Source organism: Actinomycetospora sp. (genome assembly GCF_036497585.1).
Lineage (GTDB): Bacteria > Actinomycetota > Actinomycetes > Mycobacteriales > Pseudonocardiaceae > Actinomycetospora.
In genome coordinates, this window is record NZ_DASXJD010000071.1 from 1 (window position 1) to 22,769 (window position 22,769).

Consider the following 22,769-nt stretch of genomic DNA (forward strand, 5'->3'; position numbering starts at 1 on the left):
CCGTGCTCGGTCCAGATCGGTGAGAGCAGCGCGTAGAGCCCGGCCACCCCGACCACCCAGTCCTGCCAGCGAGTCCAGGTCTTTACGTCCGATGCCATGACTTGCCTCCCGCTTCAAGCGTGAGTACCAAAACTGACACGATCTACGCTAGCCCTGACTGACCGCCCGGTCAAGATTACTGAGAACGCGACGCGCCCGCTCCGTACACCGGGTGCGCGGTGACGGAACCGGGGGGCCGCGCTGGCGGAACGGGGGCTAGCTGGCCTTGGCCTTGGTATTGGCGGCGGAATTGCCGGCGGACTTGGCGGCGGACTTGGCGGCGCGGTTGATGCGGCGGCCGGCCTCCCCGGACAGGTGCTCGGCGACCCGGAGCAGCCCCTCCCAGCGGTCGTGCTCGACGGCGGCGTCGACGAAATCCTCGAGCGTCGCCGGCTCGGTCAGGAACGGGTCGGCGGCGATCCGGCGCAGCGCGTCCTCGCGCACGGCGGCGGCCACGGTGAGCAGCTCAGGGATCGCGTCCTGGCCCACCACGGTGCGCAGCACCTCGGTCAGGCCGTCGTCGTCCAGTTGCTCGAACAGGATGTCGCCCAGGTCGGCAGCCAGCTCGGGAGAGAGCCTGGCCAGCAGCGAGAGCCCGGCCATCAGCAGCTCGGGCGACTCGACGGCGGTCCGCACGATCACCGCCAGCCGTTCCGTCGGCAGCAGCCGGACGATTTGCTCGAGCCGCTCGTCGGACTGCACCAGCGAGGTGGTGTGCAGCAGCCCTGCCTTGTCCGGGATGCCCGCCTCGAGGTCGAGCAGCGCCTCGGGGGTGGCGTAGTCCAGGAACCAGGACGCCGTCACGTAGGCCTTGCGGCGCATCAGCTCGTTCGCGGCCGGGATCAGCAGCGCGGGCGGGATGTTCGGCGCCAGCACGGCCACCGTGCGCTGGTCCAGAAAGGGCGCGCAGTCGGCCATGTACTGGGGCGAGAGGTCGGAGAGCACACCCTTGGCCCGCCCGGGGTGGTCCACGCCGAGCGCGCCGGCCGCCCTACCGGCCACCAGCGGCGGCACGATCGCCTGGGACACCCTGGCGACAAGCCCGTTCGGTACCAGCGGGGCCAGCCTGCTCATCCTCGCGAAGGTCGCCGACTGCTCGTCGAAGAGCAGGTTGGAGATCCGCTCGCGCAGGCTCCGCAGGTTTTCCGCGCCGAGGCGCTCGAGATGGCGCACCCGCTCCGGCGGGACGCCGAGCGTCTCGGCCAACATGATCAGCTGGGCCCTGGCAACCAGGTCACTCATCGCTACCCCCTAGCCGAACATGATCTTGCGAGCCGGCCCGCGGGCAAGCCGGGGCAGCCGGCCGAGCACCTCGGAGATCGACGCGTCGAGCGCCTTGCGCTGGGTCGCGCGCGCGTCGTCGATCAGAACCTGCAGCTCGGCGCTCTCCTGCTCGGTCAGCAGGTCGAGCACCGCGAGGTCCGGGCCCAGCTGCTTGCGGAGCGCCGTCTTCGCATCGACGTTGTGATCCCTCACGTCGAGCCCCCTTCCGGCAACGCTGCCATGCGGCGCTGAACTGCCGAAACACGCCGGCCGCATTCACCGGATCGGCACTTCCCACCACTCGTTAAGGAAATGTAACTTTGCACTACAACGCTGTCAATTTCAGATTTTCCCAGGGGGTGTCCACCCGAGCTCCCGACACGACAGAGGATGGCTGTGAGCGAGCTTGCGAGCTCACCGTCAGACACAGCAGCGCCGCGAACGCAGCTGACGAGCGTAAGCGAGGAGGTTGTGTGAGCGATCCCTCGGCCGGGTCGCCTCCTCGGCGCCGCCTGGCCCCCGCTGACCGGCGTGACGAACTGTTGGACCGCGCCCTGGACCTGGTCGCCGAGCACGGTGCGGCCTCGGTGACCATGCAGGCGGTGGCCCGCGCGGCCGGTGTGGCCCGCCCACTCGTCTACGACTTCTTCGCCGACCGGGCCGCGCTACTGGACGCGCTGCTGGTCCGGGAGGAGTCACGGGCGCTGTCGGACGTCATGACCGTGGCGCCCCGGGTGCTGGCCGGGACCGACCTCGGCGACTCGGTGACCACCGCGCTGGAGGCGTTCCTGCGGCTCGTGCTGGACCGCCCGACCACCTGGCGGATGCTGCTCTCGCCCACCGAGGGACTGCCCGCCGAGGTCGGCATCCGGATCGAACGCGGCCGGGAGAAGATCGCCGGGGTGGTCGAGGCGAGCATCCGGGCGGTACTGGGCACCCGGATCGCCGGGCTGGACACCGAGGTGGTGGCGCTGGCCGTCATCGCGGCGGGCGAGGCGGCCGCCCGGCTGGTGCTCAGCGCGCCCTCGGAGTTCCCGCCGGCCCGGCTGACCGGCTTCACCCGTGCCCTGTTCAGTGCGCTCACCCTCGAGCCGGTCCCGAACGGGCGGCACTGACACCGCCATGCCGAAGCCGAGAACGTCCAAGCCGAAACTGCCGAAGGCGGGTCGTTCGCGGCGCCGCTACGCCAGCCGGTTGCCCATCGAGGCGCGCACCGAGCAGCTGCTGGACTCCGCGCTGCGGCTGGTCGCCGAGTCCGGTTTCGGCGCGGTCAGCATGCACGCGGTGGCCCGGCACACCGGCGTCACCAGGCCGGTCGCCTACGACTGCTTCGCCGGCCGGACGGACCTGCTCGCGGCGCTGGTCAGCAGGGAGGAGGCGCGGATGCGGGCGGTCTTCACCGACGCCGCCGTCGCCGACCGGTCCGGGGCCGCCGACCAGCGCGGGCTGCCGGCGGAGACGCTGCGGACGTTCCTGACCGCGGTCCGGGACGCGCCGGACACCTGGCGGCTGCTCTACGTGCCGCTCGAGGCGGTGCCCGAGGAGTCCCGCGAGCGGCTGACGGCGGCCCGCGCGGAGCTGCTGTCGCTGCTGCGGACGCAGTTCACCCGGTACGCGGCCGCGAACCACTTCCCCGCCGACCTCGACGTCGACGTCGCGGTGCACCTGCTGCGGGCGATCGTGGAGATGGCCGGTGCGCGGGTGCTGCTCGACCCGGACCGGTACCCCCCGGACCGGATGGCGACCGCGCTCACCGCGTTCCTGGACGCCTTCCGCCCGGCCCGGACCACGCCCTCAGACCCGTCCTAAGAGCGCCAGCTGTCGTCGCTGCTCAGCACGGTCAGCCGCTGGGTGGCCCTGGTCAGCGCGACGTACAGGGCGCGCCGGCCGGTGCTCGACTCGGCGATCAGCTCGGAGGGCGACACCAGCACCACCGCGTCGTACTCCAGACCCTTGGCCTCCAGGCTGCCGGCCACCCGCAACCGGGACTCCGCCCCGTCCACCCCGGCGCCGAACCGATCGGCGAGCCACCCGGACACCTCGGCCCTGCGGTCCATCGCGGTGATCACCCCGACGGTGCCCTCCACCGCCTCCAGCAGCTCGTCGACCGCCTCCCGGCAGGCCGCCGGCAACTTCGCCGCGTCCACCGTCAGCACCGAGGGGGCCCACCCGGTCGAGCGCACCGGCTTGGGCAGCTCCGCCGGCGCCACCACATCCCGCACCACCGAGGCGGCCAGCTCGAAGATCTCCGCCGAGTTGCGGTAGTTGGTGCTCAGCTGGAACCGGCGCCGGGTCTTCACCCTGCCCAACGCGGACTCCCTGGCCCTGTCCGCCTCGTCGGTGGTCGGCCAGGAGGTCTGCGCCGGGTCGCCCACGATGGTCCAGCTGGCGTACTGGCCGCGCCGGCCGAGCATCCGCCACTGCATCGGGGACAGGTCCTGTGCCTCGTCCACGATCACGTGGCCGTAGAAGAACTCGCGGCCCCGCCGCCCCTCGCCACGCTCGCCGGCGAGCACCCGCAGCTCGTCCAGCAGCGCCACGTCAGCCACCGACCAGTCCGGCCGGCCGGATCCGTCCGCCGAACGCCAGGACGCGGACAACGCGGCCACCTGGTCCGGTCGCAGCGTGCGCCCGGCCAGCCCGGACAGCCGGCGCGGGTCACCCAGCCAGCTCAGCACCTCGGTCGGCCGCAGCTCGGTCCACCAGTCGTCCAGGAAGGCGTCGAACTCCGAGCGGTCGCCCAGGTCGGCGATCAGCGACTCGCGGTCCACGCGCGAGGACGGGTTGTCGAGGTCCCCGGAGGCCAACCACAGCGCGTTGAGCAGTGCCGCGGCGGCCTCCCGGCGGGCCCGGTTCGGCGTCGCCCGCTGTCGGTGCACGTCGCGGCGGACCGAGCCGAGGGTGTCGGCACCCAGCCGGATCACCTGGCCCCGGTAGACCATCCGCAGCTCGGTCGGCACCCCCGGCGGGTCGCTGGCCAGGGCCGCCTTGAGCAGTCGGCGCATCCGGCCGGAACCCTTCAGCTCGGCCAGCGCCGGCGGGTCCAGCCGGGACGCGCTGACCCCGTCCAGCACGCCGCCCAGGGAGCGCAGCTCGACCGTGTCCTCACCGAGGGACGGCAGCACCCGGGAGATGTAGTCCATGAACACCGGCGAGGGGCCCACCACCAGGACGCCGCCGGAGAACCGCCGCCGGTCCGCATAGAGCAGGTAGGCCGCGCGGTGCAGCGCGACGGCGGTCTTACCGGTGCCCGGGCCGCCGCTGATCTCGGTGATGCCGCCGGACGGCGCGCGCACCGCTTCGTCCTGCTCGCGCTGGATGGTGGCGACGATGTCGCGCATCGCCGGCCCCCGCGCCCGGGACAGGTCGGCCATCAGCGAGCCCTCGCCGACCACCGGCATCCCGTCCGGCGCGGCGTCGGGCATCAGCAGGTCGTCGGTCAGGTCCAGGACCCGCTGGCCGAAGCTGCGGATGGTGCGCCGCCGCACCACCTCCATCGGGTTCTCCGGGGTGGCCCGGTAGAACGCGGCCGCCGCCGGTGCCCGCCAGTCGATCACCAGCGGCTCGAAGTCGGGGTCGCGCACGCCGAGCCGACCCACGTACTGGATCTGCCCGGCGACCTTGTCCAGCCGGCCGAACACCAGCCCCTCGTGCTCGGTCTCCAGCTCGCGCAGCATCCTGCTGGCCTGGAAGACCATCACGTCCCGCTCGAACAGCGCGCCCGGGTGCCGTTCCTGGCCGCGCCGGTAACCCGCGGAGCGCAGCTCCTTGGCCTCCTCGCGCAGCTGTGTGAGCCGGGCGTAGACCCGATCCACGTGCCGCTGCTCGGCCGTGATCTCGTCCTGCCTCGTAGAGCCTGCCGCCACCGTTCACTCCCGGTATTTTCCCGCGAAGAGAACAACTCTAGTTGTCTCGGGCATACCCCGCTTTGACCCGACCGGGCTCGGGCAGGTACCACTGCACTTGTCCCGCTCCAGTCTTCCGCCCTCGCTAGGAATCGCGCGCACCCATGTCGATCGATCTAGAGCGGTCCGATGGCTCCTCCAGCCTCGACCGCCCAGCCGCCGCCCAGGCCCTCGGCGCCGGCCCCCGGGCCGCCGTCCCCGCCCCCAACCCACAGTCCTCGGAACGCAGCCGAGGGACTCACCCAGCCGAGCGCGCGGAGCTGACCGAGCCGGACTCGGAGGACTTCCGCCACGCCAGGGAGCTCCCGCTCGAGCCGGACTGGTTCAAGCGCGCCGTGTTCTACGAGGTACTGGTCAGAGCGTTCTACGACTCCACCAGGGACGGCACCGGCGACCTGCGCGGGCTCACCGAGAAGCTGGACTACCTGTCCTGGCTCGGGGTGGACTGCCTGTGGCTGCCGCCGTTCTACGACTCACCGCTGCGTGACGGCGGCTACGACATCCGCGACTTCCGGGCGGTGCTGCCCGAGTTCGGCACCACGGAAGACCTCGTGTACCTGCTCGACGAGGCGCACAAGCGCGGGATCCGGGTCATCACCGACCTGGTCATGAACCACACCTCCGACACCCACTCATGGTTCGAGGAGTCCCGGCGCAACCCGGACGGCCCCTACGGCGACTTCTACGTCTGGTCCGACGACGACTCGCGCTACTCCGACGCCCGGATCATCTTCGTCGACACCGAGTCCTCGAACTGGACCTACGACTCGGTGCGCGGCCAGTTCTACTGGCACCGGTTCTTCTCCCACCAGCCGGACCTGAACTTCGACAACCCGGCCGTGTGCGAGGCGATGATCGACGCGCTGCGCTTCTGGCTGGACCTCGGGATCGACGGCTTCCGCCTCGACGCCGTGCCCTACCTCTTCGAGCGCGACGGCACCAACGGCGAGAACCTGCCCGAGACCCACGCGTTCCTGCGCCGGGTGCGCAAGGTCGTCGAGGACGAGTACCCGGGCCGGGTTCTGCTCGCCGAGGCCAACCAGTGGCCCGCTGACGTCGTGGAGTACTTCGGCGACGCCGAGGTCGGCGGCGACGAGTGCCACATGGCGTTCCACTTCCCGCTCATGCCGCGCATCTTCATGGCGGTACGGCGCGAGTCGCGCTTCCCGATCTCGGAGATCCTGGCGCAGACGCCGGAGATCCCGGAGAACGCGCAGTGGGGCATCTTCCTGCGCAACCACGACGAGCTCACGCTCGAGATGGTCACCGACGACGAGCGCGACTACATGTACGCGGAGTACGCCAAGGACCCGCGCATGAAGGCCAACATCGGCATCCGCCGTCGGCTGGCCCCGCTGCTCGACAACGACCGCAACCAGCTCGAGCTGTTCACCGCGCTGCTGCTCTCGCTGCCCGGTTCGCCCGTCATCTACTACGGCGACGAGATCGGGATGGGCGACAACATCTGGCTGGGCGACCGCGACGGCGTCCGCAGCCCGATGCAGTGGACCCCCGACCGCAACGCCGGGTTCTCCACCTGCGACCCGGGACGGCTCAACCTGCCGGTGGTGATGGACCCCGTCTACGGGTACCAGGCGGTCAATGTCGAGGCCCAGTCGAACTCCACGGCCAGCCTGTTGCACTGGAACCGTAGGATGATCGAGATCCGCAAGCAGCACCCGGCGTTCGGGCTCGGCGACTTCCACGAGCTCGGCGGCTCGAACTCCAGCGTGCTGGCCTATGTCCGCGAGTTCGTCGACGAGGAGGGCACCCGGGACGTCGTCCTGTGCGTCAACAACATGTCTCGCTTCCCCCAGCCCGTCGAGCTCGATCTCATCGCGTGGAAGGACTGGACCCCGACCGAGCTGACCGGCGGCGTCCCCTTCCCGGCCATCGGTGAGCTGCCCTACCTGTTGACGCTGCCGGGGCACGGCTTCTACTGGTTCTCCATCCACCCGGCCCAGGAGCGGTGATGACGGGCCCCCGAGGTGCACAGACCGAGACCGCGCTGGAGGCGCTGCTCCCGGCGCTGGCCGGGTGGTTGCCGGGGCAGCGCTGGTTCGCGGCGAAGGGTCGCGAGGTCGCCGGCGTGCGGATCGTCGGCCATCAGGACGTCACCCCGCCGGACGCGGTGCCCGCCGTCACCCACGCGGTGATCGCCGTGGAGTTCGCCGACGCCGGCCCGGAGGACTGGTTCCAGCTGCTGCTCGGGTCGCGGCCCGGCGTGGCCGGGGACCTGGACCACGCGGTGATCGGCACGGTCGGGGACCGCATGGTCTACGACGGCCTGGCCGACGGCGAGATCAGCCGGCTGCTGCTCTCGCTGATCGTCTCCGACACCACCGTCGGGTCGCTGCGGTTCGTCCCGGAGCCCTCCACCGAGGCGCCCATCGTCGGGCCCGGCCGGCCGCTGCTCGGCGAGCAGTCCAACTCGTCGGTGATCTACGGCGAGCGCGCCATCCTCAAGCTCTTCCGCCGCGCCACCGCGGGCCTCAACCCCGACCTCGAGCTCCACCGGGCGCTGGGCCGGGAGCACTCCCAAGAGGTGGCGCCGCTGCTGGGGGCCATCGAGGGCGACCTGCCCGACGGCGCCGGGGGCACCGTCCCGATGACCGTCGCCATGCTGCAGGACTACGCCTCGAACTCCGCCGACGGCTGGTCGATGGCCCTGACCAGCGTGCGCGACCTGCTCGCCGAGGGCGACCTGCGTCCCGACGAGGTCGGGGGCGACTTCGCCGGCGAGGCCACCCGCCTCGGGCGCACGGTGGCCGCGGTGCACATCGAGCTCGCCCGGGCCCTGGGCACCGCGCGGCTCGACGCCGACGGCGTCCGGGCCGTCGCGGACTGGATGCTGGCCCGTCTCGACCGCGCCGCCGAGGCGGTCGCCCAGGTCGCCGAGCGCCGGGCCGCCATCGCCGAGGTCCTCGAGGGCGTCACCTCCGCCGCCGAGGGCGGGCTGCTGGTGCACCGGATCCACGGCGACCTGCACCTCGGCCAGGAGCTGCGCACCCCGCGCGGGTGGCTGGTCATCGACTTCGAGGGCGAGCCGTCGCGCCCGCTCACCGACCGGGTGCGCCCGGACTCCCCGCTGCGCGACGTGGCCGCGATGCTGCGCTCGTTCGACTACGCGGCGTTCCATCAGCTCGCCGAGTGGGAGCCGGGCGCGGACACCGACCACGGCCCGCCCTCCCACCTGCAGCGCCGCGCCCAGGAGTGGGCCGACCGCAACCGGTCCGCGTTCTGCGACGGCTACGCCGACATCGCCGGCGCCGACCCGCGGGAGAACGTGGCAGTGCTGCGTGCCTACGAGCTCGACAAGGCCGTGTACGAGGTGCTCTACGAGACCCGCAACCGGCCCAACTGGCTGACGATCCCGCTCCGCTCGATGGAGCGCCTCCTCGGGAGCCCCTGAGCCCGCCGCCCGGTTGACCACCCCGGCCCACGGGGTAGGAGACCGGCACCCCGTCCCGGACACCAGACCACCCCGATCCCCAACCACCCCATCCGGAGCCACACCGCTGATGACCCGCTCCACGCCGTCGCCGTCCACGGGCCCGCTCCCGGTCGCGCCCGGGGAGCTCGACCTGCACCTGCTGCTCGAGGGCTCGCACCGCGACCCCCACGGCGTCCTGGGCCCGCACCGCCGTCCGGACTCGCCGGGCACGGTCGTCGTCCGGACCCTGCAGCCCGGCGCCGACGAGGTCGACGTGGTCATCGAGGCGGGCCCGACCTCGGGGCGCTACCCGCTCGCGCCCGTGGGCTCGGCCGGGGTGTTCGCCGGGACAGTGCCGGGTCCGCTGCCGCACTACCGGCTCGCGGTGCGGCGCGACTCCAGCGCCGACCATCCCGGCGAGACCAGCGAGGTCGTCGTCGACGACCCGTACCGCTTCTCCCCCGTGCTCGGCCCCGTCGACCTGCACCTGATCGGCGAGGGCCGCCACGAGCGGCTCTGGGACGCCCTCGGCGCCCACTTCCGCCGCTGGCCCACGCCGTCGGGACCGGTCGAGGGCACGTCGTTCACGGTGTGGGCGCCCAACGCGCGCGGCGTCCGCGTCGTCGGTGACTGGGCGCCGGAGCGGGGCAGCTGGGACGGCGTCGCCACCCCGATGCGTGCCCTCGGCTCGGGCATCTGGGAGATCTTCCTGCCCGGGGTCGGCGTCGGCACCCGCTACGGCTTCCGGATCCTCACCGCCGACGGGCACTGGCTGGACAAGGCCGACCCGATGGCGTTCGCCGCGGACCTGCCGCCCACGCCGGCCTCGGTGGTCACCACCTCCACGCACGAGTGGGCGGATTCGGCCTGGTTGACGCAGCGGGCCCGCTCGGCGCCGCACGCCGAGCCGATGAGCGTCTACGAGCTGCACCTCGGGTCCTGGCGCCAGGGCCTCGGGTACCGGGAGCTGGCCGACGAGCTCGCCGGCTACCTGACCGCCCAGGGCTTCACCCACGTCGAGCTGCTCCCGGTGGCGGAGCACCCCTTCGGCGGCTCGTGGGGCTACCAGGTCAGCTCCTACTACGCCCCGACCTCGCGCTTCGGTACCCCGGACGACTTCCGCTACTTCGTCGACACCCTGCACCAGGCGGGGATCGGCGTGATCGTGGACTGGGTGCCCGCCCACTTCCCCCGCGACGACTGGGCGCTCGCCCGCTTCGACGGCACGCCCTGCTACGAGCACGGCGACCCGCGCCGCGGGGAGCAGCACGACTGGGGAACGCTCGTCTTCGACTTCGGGCGCTCCCAGGTCCGCAACTTCCTCGTCGCCAACGCGCTGTACTGGCTCGAGGAGTTCCACGTCGACGGGCTGCGGGTCGACGCGGTCGCCTCGATGCTCTACCTGGACTACTCGCGCACCGACTGGGTGCCGAACAAGTTCGGCGGGCGCGAGAACCTCGAGGCGGTGTCGTTCCTCCAGGAGGTCAACGCCACCGTCTACAAGGCCCACCCCGGCGTCGTCACCATCGCCGAGGAATCCACCGCCTGGCCCGGCGTCACCCGGCCCACCCATCTCGGCGGCCTCGGGTTCGGCATGAAGTGGAACATGGGGTGGATGCACGACACCCTCGACTACGTCATGCGCGACCCGGTGCACCGGGGCTACCACCACAACCAGATGACGTTCTCGCTGACCTACGCCTGGTCGGAGAACTACGTGCTGCCCTTCAGCCACGACGAGGTGGTGCACGGCAAGGGCTCGCTGTGGACCCGCATGCCCGAGATGGGGCGCGGTGACCATGGCAAGGCCGCCGGGCTCCGGGCACTGCTGGCCTACATGTGGGCCCACCCCGGCAAGCAGCTGGTCTTCATGGGGCAGGAGTTCGGGCAGGTCCGCGAGTGGTCCGAGGAGCGCTCGCTGGACTGGGAGCTGCTCGACGACCCGCTCCACGCCGGCATCGCCCGGCTCGTCGCCGACCTCAACGGCGTCTACCGCGACCACGCCGCGCTGTGGTCGGCCGACACCGACCCGGCCGGGTTCTCGTGGATCGACGCGAACGACGCCGTCGGGAACGTCTTCTCCTTCGTACGCCAGGGCCCGCCCGGCGCGCCCGAGCTGGTGTGCGTGGCCAACTTCGCGGGCATCGTCCACGACCGCTACCGCGTGGGCATGCCCCGCGCGGGCCGGTGGCGCGAGGTGCTCAACACCGACGCGGAGATGTACGGCGGTGACGGTGCGGGCAACTTCGGCTCGGTGTTCGCCGCCTCCGTGTCGACCCACGGCCGCCCGGCGTCGGCGGAGATGACCCTCCCGGCGTCCGGGGTGCTCTGGCTGGTCCACGAGGGCGAGTAGCTCGGCGCCCTGCCGGGATGGCCGACCCCGGACGGCAGCAACGGCACGTTCCTGGCATCCGACGCCAGAACGGCGCCGTTCACTCATCCGGCTCGGCCCACCCCGGATGAAAGCAACGGCACGTTCCTGGCATCCGACGCCAGAACGGCGCCGTTCCCTCATCCGACGCCATCCCGGCCGGGCGCCAGTCCCCTCGTTCGACCACCACGCCGGCGCCCCGTCGACCACACTGAGCGGGTGCGGACGCGGGCGGGGACGGTGCTGGTCGCCGCGGTGTGCGCCGTCCTCGCGCTGCTCGCCTCCGGGTGCGCCGCCACGGTCGACGGGCAGCCGTTCGCCTCGCGCACCGTCACCGCCGGGATCGACCCGGGCTTCGTCCACGGCACCGACGGCGGCGGCGACGACCGGCTGGCCGCCGCCGTGCTGCACGACCTCGAGACGTGGTGGGGCGGGCAGTTCCCGAAGCTCGCGAACGGCGCCCGCTTCACCCCGCTGAAGGGCTACTTCTCGGTCGACTCGTCCCGTGACGGTCCCGGCCCGCCGTGCACCGGGTCCGCGTCCGACGTCGAGGGCAACGCGTTCTACTGCCCGCGGGCCGACATCATCGCCTACGACCGCGCGGCCCTGCTGCCCGTGCTCCGGCAGAAGTTCGGCGACTCCGCGGTGGTCGTCGTGCTCGCCCACGAGTTCGGGCACTCCGTGCAGCAGCGGCTGCAGTCCTCGTCCCCGACGTCGGCGGGCCTGGACTCCGGGGCGCCGACGATCCTCTCCGAGGGCCAGGCGGACTGCTACGCGGGCACCTTCCTGCGCTCGGTGCGCGACGGCGCGCTGCCCGACCTGCGCACCGACGACCAGGGCATCGACGGGGCGATGAGCGCGCTCATCACCTTCCGGGACCCGGTGGGCACCGACGCCGCCGACGACCGCGCGCACGGCAACGCCTTCGATCGCGTCTCCTCCTTCCAGGACGGGTACGACGGCGGGCCCCCGGCCTGCGCGGGCATGACGCTGCAGAACCGGAGCTTCACCCAGCAGTCCTTCGCGAGCCTCTCCGACGCCCAGAGCGGCGGGAACCTCCCGCTGCCCGACCTGCTCAAGGCGATGGGCACCGACCTCGACCGCTACTTCGGCGGCCTCGTCCGCCAGCGCGGCGGGCAGTGGACGGCGCCGGCGATCCGCGAGGGCGGCCGGGGCTGCGGGAGCGACGCCGTCGACCTGTGCCCCGGGAACCCGCCGACGCTCGCCGTGGACGACCGCGCGCTCGCCCGCGTCCACGACGGCATCGGGGACTACGCCAGCGGCACCGTCATCGCCTCCCGGTACGCCCTGGCCGCGATGACCGCCCTGCGGCTCCCGACGACGGGCCCGCAGGCCGGCACGACGGCGCTCTGCCTCGCCGGCGCCTACACCGGCGACGTCGGCAAGCCGGGATCCGACTTCAGCCTCTCCCCGGGCGACCTCGACGAGGCCGTGGGCCTGCTCGAGAGCGACGACTCGGCCGCCCGCAGCACCGACGGTGCCACCACCGCCGGCGGCTCCTACGGGCGCATCGAGGACTTCCGGCGCGGTGTCACCGGCGGCGCCGGGAGCTGCCTGGCACGCTGACCGGCGTGGCGGCGACCCTCCGCAGCCGGCCCGAGGCCGTCCCGGTCGGCCTGCTGCTCAGCGCGGTCGGCGGGTTCCTCGACGCCTACACCTTCGTCGGCCACGGCGGGGTGTTCGCGAACGCGCAGACCGGCAACGTCGTGCTGCTCGGGGTCGGCCTGGTCAGCGGCCAGGTCGGCGAGGCCCTGCGCCACCTGCCACCGCTGGTCGCGTTCCTCGTCGGGCTCGGGGTCGCCGAGTCGCTGGCCCGGCTCCCCCGCCGCGCGCCCACCCCGGCCGTACCCCGGCGGCCGACGCGGCTGGTCCTCGCGGTCGAGGCGGTCGTCCTGACGGTGTGCGGTGCGGTGGCGCTGCCCGACGTCGTCGTCACGGTCGCCGTCGCGTTCGTGGTGGCGCTGCAGATCTCGACGTTCACGAAGGTCGGCGACGTCCCCTACAACGCGACGGTGACGACCGGGAACCTCCGCAGCCTCGTCGCCGAGATCGCGCGCTGGGCCGGCGACCGGACCCCGGACGCCGGGCGCCGCGCCGCCGCGCTCGGCGGCATCGTGGTCGCGTTCGCCAGCGGGGCGGCGGTGGGCGCGGCGCTCACCCTGACGACGGGTCGCGCGGCGGCCGCGGCGATCGTCGTCGTGCTGGTCGCGGTCGTCGTCGAGGCCCGCCGCCGGGATCCCGACGACGAGCCGTGACGCCTCAGTACAGCGCTCGGGCGAGGGCCCGCCGGGAGCTGGTGACCCGCGGGTCGTCGGCGGCGAACAGCTCGAACAGCTCGACGAGGTGCTCGCGGGCGGCGTTGCGGTCGTCGCCGGCCGTGCGCTGCACCGTCCTCACCAGCCGGTCGAACGCGGCGTCCACCTGGCCCGCCGCGAGCTCGGCGTCGGCGGCGGCCTTCTGGGCGTCGACGTCGTCGGGGGCGGCGTCGGCGCGGGTCACCGCCGAGGGGTCGGCCTGCTCGGCCCGCGACATGAAGCGGACCTGGGCCAGGGCGGCCGCCGCCTCGGTGTTGGCGGGCTCCGCGGCGAGGATCTGCTCGTAGGCGGCCACCGCGGCGTCGTAGTCGCCGCGCTCGAGGGCCTCCTCGGCGGCGGTGAAACGCGGGTCTTCGGGCTCCGGCACCGGCTCGGCGGCCTCGCCCCCGCCGCCGGCGGCCGCACGGGCCTCGCCCTGGGCGATGGCCGGCATCCGGTCGCGGAGCGCGTCGAGGATCTGCCCGATCCAGGAGCGCAGCTCGTTCTCGGGCTGGACCCCCGAGAACGAGGTCACCGGCTGCTGGGCGACCACGACGTAGACCGTCGGGATCGACTGCACCTGGAACATCTGCGCGATGCGGGGGTTCGCGTCGACGTCGACCTTCGCGAGGATCCAGGCCCCGCCACTCTCGTTCGCGAGCTTCTCCAGCGTCGGCGAGAGCTGCTTGCAGGGCTGGCACCAGTCGGCCCAGAGGTCGACGACGACGGGCACCGTCATCGACCGTTCGAGGACCTCGTCCTGGAAGCTGTCCTCGGTGACGTCGATGACGAACGAGCCGGTGGGTGGGGGCGCCCCCTCGACCACGGGCGCGCCGTCGCCCTCGGCAGGACTCTTCGGGGCGCCGCCCGCGGGAGCACCGCGCTGGCCGGAGCCGCGCTGCTCCGCGCGGGCCTTGAGCCCGGAGAGGTCGACGGCGCCGGCCATCGCCGAGGACATCGCCGCCTGCGCGGCCTGCTGACGAGGATCGGGACGTGCCACGCCCCAATCCTGCCAGGAGGCGCAGCGGAGCGGGGCCCGACCATCGACACGGCGGTGAAAAGCGTCAGGCCTGGTCCCCGCCCAGGTGCTGCTCCACGCGGGCCACCTTGGCGGCCATCTGCCCGGTCCACCCGGGTCGGATGTCGGCCTTGAGGACCAGGGACACCCGCGACCCGTAGCGCCCGACGGCCTCGGTGGCCCGCTTCACGACGTCCATGACCTCGTCCCAGTCACCCTCGATCGAGGTGAACATCGACGAGGTCTCGTGCGGCAGGCCGGACTCCCGGACCACCCGCACCGCCGCGGCGACGGCCTCGCTGACGGAGTCGGACACCTGGCCCGACGAGACGGGGCTGTCGGCGGGAGCATCGGGGGGCGGGCCCGAGGGTGCGACGCTGAAGGCGACGATCATCGCCCCAGCCTGCCAGGCCCCGAGCGGGCGGAGGGTTGCTAGATTCCGCGGCTGATGGCCGCGTCCGAACCCCTCCCGTTCGACCCGATCGCCCGGGCCGCGGAGATCTGGACGGCGAAGATCGGCCCGTCGTCGGCGATGGCCGCGGTCACCAGCGTGTTCCGGGTGCAGCAGGTCCTCCAGCAGGCCGTGGACGCGGCGCTGCGCCCCCACGAGCTCACGTTCGCCCGCTACGAGGCGCTGGTGCTGCTGCGCTTCTCGCGCACGGGTGCCCTGCCGATGAGCCTGATGGGGCAGCGGCTGCAGCTGCACCCGACCTCGATCACCAACATCGTCGACCGCCTCGAGGCCGCCGAGCTCGTCCGCCGCCGGCCGCACCCGACGGACAAGCGCACCACCCTCGTCGAGATCACCGACGCGGGCCGGCGCCGCGGCGAGGAGGCGACGGCGTCGGTGACCGCGGTCGACTTCGGCCTGGTCGGGCTCTCCGACGACGAGGTCACGGCGCTGACGTCGCTGCTGGCGAAGGTCCGCCGGGCCGCCGGCGACTTCAGCTGACGCCCGCCGTCGCGCGCTCGCGGAGCCGCCCGTCCTCGAGGTGGAGCACCCGGTCCATCCGGTCGAGCCCTTCGGGCCGGTGCGTCAGCAGCAGGACCGTCGCGGGGGTGTCCAGCAGGTCGGCCAGGAGCGCCTCGGCGGTCTCGGTGTCCAGCCCCTCGGTCGGCTCGTCGAGCACGAGCACGGTCGGGTCCGCGAGCACGAGCCGCGCCGCCGCGAGGCGCCGCCGTTCCCCGCCGGAGACCGCGTCGGGCCCGATCACGGTGTCCAGCCCGTCCTCGAGCCCGGCGACCCAGCCGGCGAGCCGGACGCGGCGCAGCGCGTCGAGCAGCCGGGCGCCGTCGGCGTCGGGGGCCGCGACGAGCAGGTTGGCGCGCACGCTCGCGGTGAACACGTGGTCGGCGTCGCCGAGCAGACCGATCCGGCGCCGGACGTCGTCGCCGGACAGCTCGCCCACGGGCACGCCACCGAGGGTGACGGTGCCGGCGGCTGGGTCGAGCAGGCGCAGCAGCACCGCCGCGAGGGTCGACTTGCCCGACCCGGACGCCCCGGTCACGGCGACCCTCGCCCCCTCGGGGAGCTCGAGGTCGACGTCGTGGAGCGCCGTCGACCCCGCCCAGCCGGCCGCGAGCCCCGTGAGCCGCAGGTCGTGCCGGGCCGGGAGCGGGCGGGGAGGCGACGGCTCGACGGCGGGGACCGGCGCCCCCCCGAGCGCGGCGAGCCGGTGTCGCGCCGCCCCGCCCCGCACCGCGGCCCGGGCGGCGCCCGGTAGCGCGAGCACCGTGCCGGCCAGCGCGGTCGGCAGGAGGACGACGATCCCGGCGAGCTCCGGGGATGCCGCCGCGCCCAGGCCGGCGGCCGCGAGCGCGGCCCCGAGGGTCGCGACGGCGAGCGCCAGGTGGGCGGCGCCGTCGGCGAGTCCCTCGTGCCGGGCGGCCCGGCGTCGGGCGGTGTCGAGCCCGGCGGCGCGGGCGCGGACCGGGGCGAGCACGGCGTCGCGGTCGCGGGCGGCGAGCTCCTCGCGGGCGTCGACGGTCTCCACGACCGCGGCCCGCAGCCGCTCGCCCGCGGTGTCGAGCGCGCGTCCGTCACGGCGGGCCGCGCGGGCCGCGACGGCAGGGACGAGCAGGACCGCGGCGCCGAGCCCGAGGGCGAGCGCGGGCAGCGTCGTCGGGACCGCGAGCCAGGCGACGGCGAGCACGACCGGCACGACGACCCCCGCGACCAGCAGCGGGTGCCGGCCGCGGACGAGGCCGTCGAGGCGGGTGTCGACGTCGTCGACCGCACGGGCGAGCAGCTCACCCCGGCGCCCGGCGACCGCACCGGGCACCCGATCGACGAGGACGGCGACGAGCGACCGGCGCCACCCGGCGACCCGGGCGAGCGCGCCGTCGTGCACCACGAGCCGTTCGAGGTGGCGCAGCAGCGGGCGCAGGATCGCGGCTGCGCGCACCAGCACGACCGCGATCGAGAGCGTGAGCACCGGCGGCCGGGCGTCGGCCCGCACGATCAGCCAGGTCGCCACGGCGGTGAGCAGGAGCCCCGCCAGCACCGACCCCACGCCCAGGGCGACCCCGGCCGCCGTCGTGCCGCGGCGTGGTCCCGCCGGCACGGGGGCACCGCCGGCCGGCCGGGGCGCCCGCTCGGGCGGGGCGGCGGGCTCGCGGAGCGGGCGCGCCAGCGTGACCACCCGGTCCGCGGCGGCCAGCGCCGCCGGCCGGTGGGCGACGACGAGGACGGCGGCGCCGCGCCCGGCGGCGGCCCGCAGCAGGCCGAGGACCCGGGCCTCGGTGGCGGGGTCGAGGTGGGCGGTGGGCTCGTCGAGCAGCACCGTCGCGTGGGGAGCGTCCTCGAGGGCGAGCAGCACCCGGGCGAGCGCCAACCGCTCGCGCTGGCCGGCCGAGACCGAGCCGCCCGCCTCGGCGAGCGCGTCCTCGGGGTCGAGCGGCAGGTCGAGCGCGGCCAGCACGGCGCGCATCCGGGCGCGCCCGACCCCGTCGCCGAGCGCGGTGGCGACGGTGCGGGCGTGCGGCAGGGTCGGGCGCTGGGGCAGCACGAACAGGGGGTCCCCGACGGCGACGGCGCCCGCGTCGGCGCGCACGGCGCCGGAGAGCACGCGGAGCAGCGTCGTCTTGCCGGCGCCGGACTCCCCGGCGAGCACGACGAGCTCGCCCGGCGCGACCTCGAGGTGCTCCAGCCGGAGCGCGTCACCCCGTCGGCCGGGATAGCGGACGCGAACGCCCGAGGCACGGGCGCCATGTGAACGAATCTGGTCGTTCCGGCGACCACATCCGTTCACCTGGACTCCGTCCATGATCGTCGACACCCGCGCCGTGTCGTGGAACCGCGCGCCGACCTCGCGGATCGGCCGGTACGCCTCGGGCGCGAGCAGGATCGCGACGAGCGCCGGCCCGAGCCCCAGCGACCCGTCGACCACCCGCAGCCCCGCCGAGACCGCGACCAGCCCCACCGACACCGTCGCCACCAGGTCCAGCGCGGTCGTCGACAGGAACGCCATCCGCAGCACCGACCCGGTCGCGCGCCGGTGGGCCTCCCCGACGCGGGCCACCTCGTCGACCTGCCGGCGGGCGCGGCCGAAGAGCCGCAGCGTGGCCAGGCCGGTGACGACGTCCAGCACGTGACCGGCCAGCCGCTCCCCCGCCGCCCACTGCCGTGCCGCGCGGGCCCGGGTCGCCCACCCCACGAGCGCCGCGAAGACCGGCAGGAGCGGCAGCGTCAGCACCACGACCAGCGCCGACGGCGGGTCGGCCACGACCAGCCCGACCAGCACGAGCGGTGGCAGCACCACCGCGAGGACCAGCGCGGGCAGGTAGGAGGTGAACCAGGCCCGCAGGTCGTCGATCCCGCTGGAGGCCAGCGCGCGTCGGCGCCGCCCTCCCGGGTCGCAGCGATCGGCGTCGGGGTCCCGCGCGTCGAGCAGCCGCTCGCGCACCGGCTCGACGACGCGGCCCGCGGTGCCGGCGGCGACCCGCGGCGCCACCGTCGCGACGAGCGCCCGGACGACGAGGGCCCCGGCCAGGACGGCGAGCAGCGGGTGCGCCAGGGGCGCCGGGGTCGGCGTGCCGACCAGCGCCGCGACGAGCAGCCCGGCCGCGACCAGGGCGGCGGCGTCGGCGACCGCCCCGACGACGCCGAGCGCCACCTGGGCCGCCACCCCCGGCAGCGCCGGGCGGGCGAGGCGGAGGAGACGTGGGTCCACCGGGCCGGTCACGCCGTCACCTCCCGCTGACTGGCGATCCGCCGCCGGAACACCCAGTACGAGAAGGCCTGGTAGGCCAGGACCCCGGGCAGGATCAGCACCCCGCCGACCGTGATCACGCCCAGCGCCTCGGGCGACGAGGCGGCGCCTGCAACCGTGAGCGAGAACGCCGGGTCGAGCGTCGAGGGCAGCACCACCGGCACGTGCGCGGTGAACGCCGCGACCACCTCGCCCAGCACCGCCAGCGACGCCGCCGCGAACGCCAGGCCCTCCCGACGGCGGGCCGCGGCCACCCCGGCGACGACCGCCAGTACAGCGACCGAGGCGACGACCGGAGCCGCCGTCCCCGCCAGCAGGGCCACGACGACCGTCGCCACCCCCGCCGTCGCCACCGCGACCCGGCGCGCCCGGACGCGCACCGGACCCGTCGTACGCAGCCCGAGGAACGTCGCGCCCTGCAACAGGGCCGCGAGCACCCCCAGCAGCGCCCCGACCAGAGCCGGCCCCGAGACGAGCGGCGCCAGCGAGCGGCCCACCCCGGAACCGGCGACCGCCCCGCCCGGGCCGAGCGCGAGACCCGTCGTCGCCAGCGCCACCACGGCACCGACACCGGCCGCGCTCACCAGCGACGACAGCCCCAGCACGACGTCGCAGCGCCGCCGCCAGGCCGCGGAGTCGACCTTCCCGCGGAACTCCAGCGCGACCCCGCGCGCCGCGAGCGCCAGCAGGACGACCACCAGCGGCAGGTACAGCCCGGACAGCAGCGCCGCGTACCAGGCGGGGAAGGCCGCGAACGTCACCCCGATCGCGGCGACCAGCCACACCTCGTTGCCGTCCCACACCGGGCCGACGGTGCGCACGGCGGCGCCGCGCTCGTGCTCGTCGCGGCCGAGGACGCCGGCGAGCATCCCGACCCCGAAGTCGAAGCCCTCGAGGACGGCGAACAGCACCCAGCACAGCACGACCAGGGCGAACCAGAGCATCGCGAGATCCATGACCGGCCTCCGATCAGTAGCTGGGCTCAGGAACGACGGACTCGGCGGGGTTCGTCTCCGCCTGCTCGGGCACCAGGTCGACGAGCCCGCCCCGGGAGACGTGCACGACCAGACGCACCCATACGACCGCGAGCACGCCGTAGACCAGCGCGAACCCGGCGAGCGAGGCGACGAGCTCGGTGGGGGTGAGCGTCGGGGAGACGCCGTCGGCGGTGCGGAAGAGGCCGAAGACCAGCCAGGGCTGGCGGGCGGTCTCGGTGAACAGCCACCCGACGGTCGCCGCCGCGGCCGGCAGCGCCGGGATCACCGGGAGGAACCGGACGAGCCAGCGGTCGCCGAGCGCGAACCACCCGCGTCCGGCGGGCTCGAGGTCCCGGCCCCGCCGCGTGCGCCAGAGCACCCACGCCGCGACCGCCGTCGCGAGCACCCCGAACCCGATCATGAGCCGGAACGTCCAGTATGCGACCGGGATCCAGGGCGTGTAGTTGCCGGCGCCGAACTGGGTCGCGTACTGCGCCTGCAGGTCGTCGATGCCCTGCACGGTGGCCGTGGGGTCGCCGGTGGCGAGGAAGGACAGCAGCCAGGGGATGTCCAGCGAGACCGGCTGGGCGTGGCCGGGCAGCTGCACGGCGAAGACCGAGAAGGGCGCGTGGGAGGTGGTCTCGTAGAGCGCCTCGGCGGCGGCCATCTTCATCGGCTGGACCTCGGTCATGACCTTGCCCAGCACGTCGCCGGTCAGCGCGACCGCGACCCCGCCGACGAGGGTCGTCCAGGCCCCGACGCGGGCGAGGAGCCGCCAGGTGGGGGCCTCGTCGGCACTGCCCGCGCCCTTCCACCGCCGCCACACCCCGAGCGCCAGCAGCAGCGCCCCGCCCGCCATGAACGCGCCCGCCATCGTGTGCGGGAAGGCGGCGACCACCACCTCGTTGGTGATCAGCGCGCCGAAGCTGCTCAGCTGCGCCCGCCCCGTCGCCGGGTCGATCGCCACGCCGACCGGGTGCTGCATGAACGCGTTGGCCGCGAGGATCACGTAGGCCGAGATGAGCGTCCCGACGGCGACCACCCAGATCGTCGCGAGGTGCACCAGCGGCCGCAGCCGGTCCCGGCCGAACCACCACAGCCCGAGGAAGGTCGCCTCGAGGAAGAAGGCGAGCATGCCCTCGATCGCGAGCGTCGGGCCGAAGACGTCGCCGTAGTACCGCGCGAACGCCGACCACGAGAGCCCGAACTGGAACTCCTGGACCAGGCCCGTGACGACGCCGACCGCGAACGTCGCCATGAGCAGCTTCCCGACGAGCATCGTGGCCCGCCCGAACCGCGGGTCCCGGTTCCGCCACCACGCCGTCTGCAGGCCCGCCGTGAGGACCGAGAGCGAGATCGACAGCGGGACGAACAGGTAGTGGTAGACGGTGACGACGGCGAACTGCAGTCGTGAGAGCTCCAGTGCGGTCACGACGCGCCTCCCTTCACGGGGTGGCTCTACGACGCTACGTAGTAGCTACGACCGAGGGTAGTACGACATTCCTCGTTGACACATCGTGTCGCTGGGTACACTCACCCGCGTGGCCCTGGGAGAGCTCGAACGCGCGGTCATGGCACAGCTGTGGTCGGCCGACGCGCCGCTCACCGTGAGAGACGTCCACGAGCGGCTGGAACGCGAGCTGGCGTACACCACCGTGATGACGGTCCTCGGCCGGCTCGCCAAGAAGGGCCTGGTCCGCCAGGAGCGCGACGGCAAGGCCTACCGCTACGCCGCCGCCTCGAGCCGGGAGCAGATGGCGGCCGAGGTCATGATCGACGCGCTGGGCGACGTCGGCGAGGACCGCACGGCCGCGCTGGTCGCGTTCGTCGACCGCGTGGGGCCCGAGGAGGCCGAGGCGCTGCGCCGGGCCCTGGACACCCCCGCGCACGGAATGCCGCGATCACCCGAGTCGTGAGGAGGGCCGTCGGGGCGCCACACTGATGTGTCATGGCGTCGGTGTGGTTGACGGGGCTCGCCCTCGTGCTCGCCGGGCCCGTGCCTGCCCTGCTCGCGCGCGCCGAATGGACGCGTGCTGTACCCCGAGCGGCCATCGTCCTGTGGCAGGCCGTCGCCGTGGCCGCCGTGCTCGCCGCCGTCGGGAGTGCCCTGGCCGCCCCCGAGGCCCTGCTGCGCGTCCTCACCCACCCCCAGGACCGCACGGGACTGCCCCTGGTGATCGCCGTCGGGATCGCCGCACTGCTCGCGAGCCTCATCGTCGTGCGCCTGCTGGGCGTCCTCGTGCTGCTCGCCGTGCGGACCCGGGTGCGCCGGGCCCGCCACCGCGACATGGTCGATCTGCTCGCGCGGGCCGAGCAGAACGACGCCTTCGGCTCCCTGGGGACCGGCACCGTGCTGCGCGTGCTCGACGGCGCCGTGCCGTTCGCCTACTGCGTGCCGGGACGGGTCGGGCGCGACGGACGCGTCGTCGTCACCGGTGCGACGCTCGACACGCTCTGCCCCGAGGAGCTGCGCGCCGTCGTCGCGCACGAGCAGGCCCACCTCGCCGCGCGCCACGACCTCGTCCGGGAGGGCTTCACCGCGCTGCACCAGGCCTTCCCCGTCGTCGCGCGCAGCCGGGAGGCCCGCGACGCGGTCGCCCTGCTGCTGGAGATGCTCGCCGACGACGCCGGGCGGCGCCGCCACGGCGACGACGCGATGGCCGGCGCGCTGGACGCCTTCGCCTCCTGCACGGTGGCTCCCGAGACCGACGAGGTGCTGCAGCGTCGGGACCGCATCCGCGCCCACGTCCGCGGCGGACGCGCGCTCGCCGCCGGCACCTACCTGGCGGCGGTCGCCCTCGTCGTCGTCCCGACCGTCACCATCGTCATCCCCTGGCTCGTCGACGCCCTCCCGACGGTCGGGGTCCGTTAGGCCTTCGGCCTTGTGCGTGTGTTTCCGTGCTCGAGCACGGAAACGCACGCACAAGGGCGTCAGCCCGAAGGCCGATCCCCCGGCCAGTCCCGCATCGCCCCGCCCTCGCGGCCGCGGTGCGCGCCGCGGCGCCGCGAGCGCCGACCTCGGACCCGCCCCGCGAGCCCGACCGTCTCCAGGAGCGCCACCGCCCCGACCACCCACCAGCACAGCATCCCCGGCTCCTCCCGTCAGGAGGAGACGCTATGCACTCACCACCCGTGCATCGGGTAGCGACACGCGGTGAGTCAACCCTCGTCCACCACGGCCTGCCGCAATCGGTCCGCCGCCGCGAACGGGTCGAGCCCACCTTCGGCCACCTCCCC

General features: G+C 74.2%; 19 protein-coding genes. 10 read left to right on the forward strand and 9 right to left on the reverse strand.

Annotation, left to right across the window (positions count from 1 at the left end; translation table 11 throughout):
* Nucleotides 1-255: 255 nt before the first annotated feature.
* Together VGH76_RS06605 and VGH76_RS06610 are read right to left on the reverse strand one after the other, a co-directional pair.
* Nucleotides 256-1,281, reverse strand: a complete 1,026-nt coding sequence (locus tag VGH76_RS06605) for a hypothetical protein (protein ID WP_331555826.1) — start codon at nt 1,279-1,281, stop codon at nt 256-258.
* A gap of 9 nt (nt 1,282-1,290) precedes the next feature.
* A complete protein-coding gene (locus tag VGH76_RS06610; protein ID WP_331555827.1) occupies nt 1,291-1,515 on the reverse strand; it encodes a hypothetical protein in 225 nt (74 codons plus the stop codon).
* A 260-nt stretch (nt 1,516-1,775) separates the two neighbouring features.
* Here VGH76_RS06610 and VGH76_RS06615 point away from each other — a divergent pair, with 260 nt between their 5' ends.
* On the forward strand, nt 1,776-2,417 hold the full coding sequence (locus tag VGH76_RS06615) for a TetR/AcrR family transcriptional regulator (protein ID WP_331555828.1): 642 nt from the start codon (nt 1,776-1,778) through the stop codon (nt 2,415-2,417).
* A 7-nt stretch (nt 2,418-2,424) separates the two neighbouring features.
* Entirely contained in the window at nt 2,425-3,111 is a 687-nt protein-coding gene (locus VGH76_RS06620; protein ID WP_331555829.1) for a TetR/AcrR family transcriptional regulator, read from the forward strand.
* On the opposite strand, the gene VGH76_RS06625 is transcribed toward VGH76_RS06620, so the two are convergent.
* Nucleotides 3,108-5,168, reverse strand: a complete 2,061-nt coding sequence (locus tag VGH76_RS06625; RefSeq protein ID WP_331555831.1) for a HelD family protein — start codon at nt 5,166-5,168, stop codon at nt 3,108-3,110. The genes VGH76_RS06620 and VGH76_RS06625 overlap by 4 nt on opposite strands.
* Nucleotides 5,169-5,311: 143 nt before the next feature.
* Between VGH76_RS06625 and treS the strand changes: the two genes are divergently transcribed.
* The 5 genes from treS (at nt 5,312) to VGH76_RS06650 (ending at nt 13,287) form a co-directional block, all read left to right on the forward strand.
* Complete coding sequence (gene treS / locus VGH76_RS06630; protein ID WP_331555832.1) at nt 5,312-7,180, forward strand: maltose alpha-D-glucosyltransferase; 1,869 nt, start codon at nt 5,312-5,314, stop codon at nt 7,178-7,180.
* A complete protein-coding gene (locus tag VGH76_RS06635) occupies nt 7,180-8,619 on the forward strand; it encodes a maltokinase N-terminal cap-like domain-containing protein (protein ID WP_331555833.1) in 1,440 nt (479 codons plus the stop codon). Before treS ends, VGH76_RS06635 begins: the two co-directional genes overlap by 1 nt.
* A 109-nt stretch (nt 8,620-8,728) precedes the next feature.
* Complete coding sequence (glgB, locus tag VGH76_RS06640; RefSeq protein ID WP_331555834.1) at nt 8,729-10,993, forward strand: 1,4-alpha-glucan branching protein GlgB; 2,265 nt, start codon at nt 8,729-8,731, stop codon at nt 10,991-10,993.
* 237 nt (nt 10,994-11,230) lie between these two features.
* Nucleotides 11,231-12,598 carry a neutral zinc metallopeptidase gene (locus tag VGH76_RS06645; protein ID WP_331555835.1) on the forward strand — a complete coding sequence of 456 codons (1,368 nt, stop codon included), beginning with the start codon at nt 11,231-11,233 and terminating at the stop codon, nt 12,596-12,598.
* 5 nt (nt 12,599-12,603) lie between these two features.
* Nucleotides 12,604-13,287 carry a YoaK family protein gene (locus VGH76_RS06650; RefSeq protein WP_331555836.1) on the forward strand — a complete coding sequence of 228 codons (684 nt, stop codon included), beginning with the start codon at nt 12,604-12,606 and terminating at the stop codon, nt 13,285-13,287.
* A 4-nt stretch (nt 13,288-13,291) separates the two neighbouring features.
* Here VGH76_RS06650 and VGH76_RS06655 read toward each other — a convergent pair whose 3' ends face one another.
* Together VGH76_RS06655 and VGH76_RS06660 are read right to left on the reverse strand one after the other, a co-directional pair.
* A complete protein-coding gene (locus VGH76_RS06655) occupies nt 13,292-14,272 on the reverse strand; it encodes a tetratricopeptide repeat protein (RefSeq protein WP_331555845.1) in 981 nt (326 codons plus the stop codon).
* A 118-nt stretch (nt 14,273-14,390) separates the two neighbouring features.
* A complete protein-coding gene (locus VGH76_RS06660; RefSeq protein ID WP_331555837.1) occupies nt 14,391-14,738 on the reverse strand; it encodes an MTH1187 family thiamine-binding protein in 348 nt (115 codons plus the stop codon).
* 54 nt (nt 14,739-14,792) lie between these two features.
* Between VGH76_RS06660 and VGH76_RS06665 the strand changes: the two genes are divergently transcribed.
* Nucleotides 14,793-15,296, forward strand: a complete 504-nt coding sequence (locus tag VGH76_RS06665) for a MarR family transcriptional regulator (protein WP_331555838.1) — start codon at nt 14,793-14,795, stop codon at nt 15,294-15,296.
* Here VGH76_RS06665 and cydC read toward each other — a convergent pair.
* From cydC to VGH76_RS06680, 3 genes are read right to left on the reverse strand one after another with little or no spacing between them, the layout of a single operon-like run.
* Nucleotides 15,289-18,528 (reverse strand): thiol reductant ABC exporter subunit CydC, encoded by a 3,240-nt coding sequence (gene cydC, locus VGH76_RS06670; RefSeq protein ID WP_331555839.1) that lies wholly within the window; start codon nt 18,526-18,528, stop codon nt 15,289-15,291. The two genes, VGH76_RS06665 and cydC, sit on opposite strands and share 8 nt — an antisense overlap.
* Nucleotides 18,525-19,511: a cytochrome d ubiquinol oxidase subunit II gene (gene cydB, locus VGH76_RS06675; protein WP_331555840.1), complete on the reverse strand. Its 987-nt coding sequence runs from the start codon at nt 19,509-19,511 to the stop codon at nt 18,525-18,527. Before cydB ends, cydC begins: the two co-directional genes overlap by 4 nt.
* Before the next feature lie 13 nt (nt 19,512-19,524).
* The gene (locus VGH76_RS06680) at nt 19,525-20,964 is read right to left on the reverse strand and encodes a cytochrome ubiquinol oxidase subunit I (RefSeq protein WP_331555841.1); all 1,440 of its coding nucleotides are present in this window, start codon (nt 20,962-20,964) and stop codon (nt 19,525-19,527) included.
* A 109-nt stretch (nt 20,965-21,073) separates the two neighbouring features.
* Here VGH76_RS06680 and VGH76_RS06685 point away from each other — a divergent pair, with 109 nt between their 5' ends.
* Nucleotides 21,074-21,448 (forward strand): BlaI/MecI/CopY family transcriptional regulator, encoded by a 375-nt coding sequence (locus tag VGH76_RS06685; protein WP_331555842.1) that lies wholly within the window; start codon nt 21,074-21,076, stop codon nt 21,446-21,448.
* A gap of 32 nt (nt 21,449-21,480) precedes the next feature.
* The gene (locus tag VGH76_RS06690; protein ID WP_331555843.1) at nt 21,481-22,404 is read left to right on the forward strand and encodes a M56 family metallopeptidase; all 924 of its coding nucleotides are present in this window, start codon (nt 21,481-21,483) and stop codon (nt 22,402-22,404) included.
* 59 nt (nt 22,405-22,463) lie between these two features.
* Here the strand turns inward: VGH76_RS06690 and VGH76_RS06695 are convergent, their stop codons facing one another.
* Nucleotides 22,464-22,619: a hypothetical protein gene (locus VGH76_RS06695; protein WP_331555844.1), complete on the reverse strand. Its 156-nt coding sequence runs from the start codon at nt 22,617-22,619 to the stop codon at nt 22,464-22,466.
* Nucleotides 22,620-22,769 lie beyond the last annotated feature (150 nt).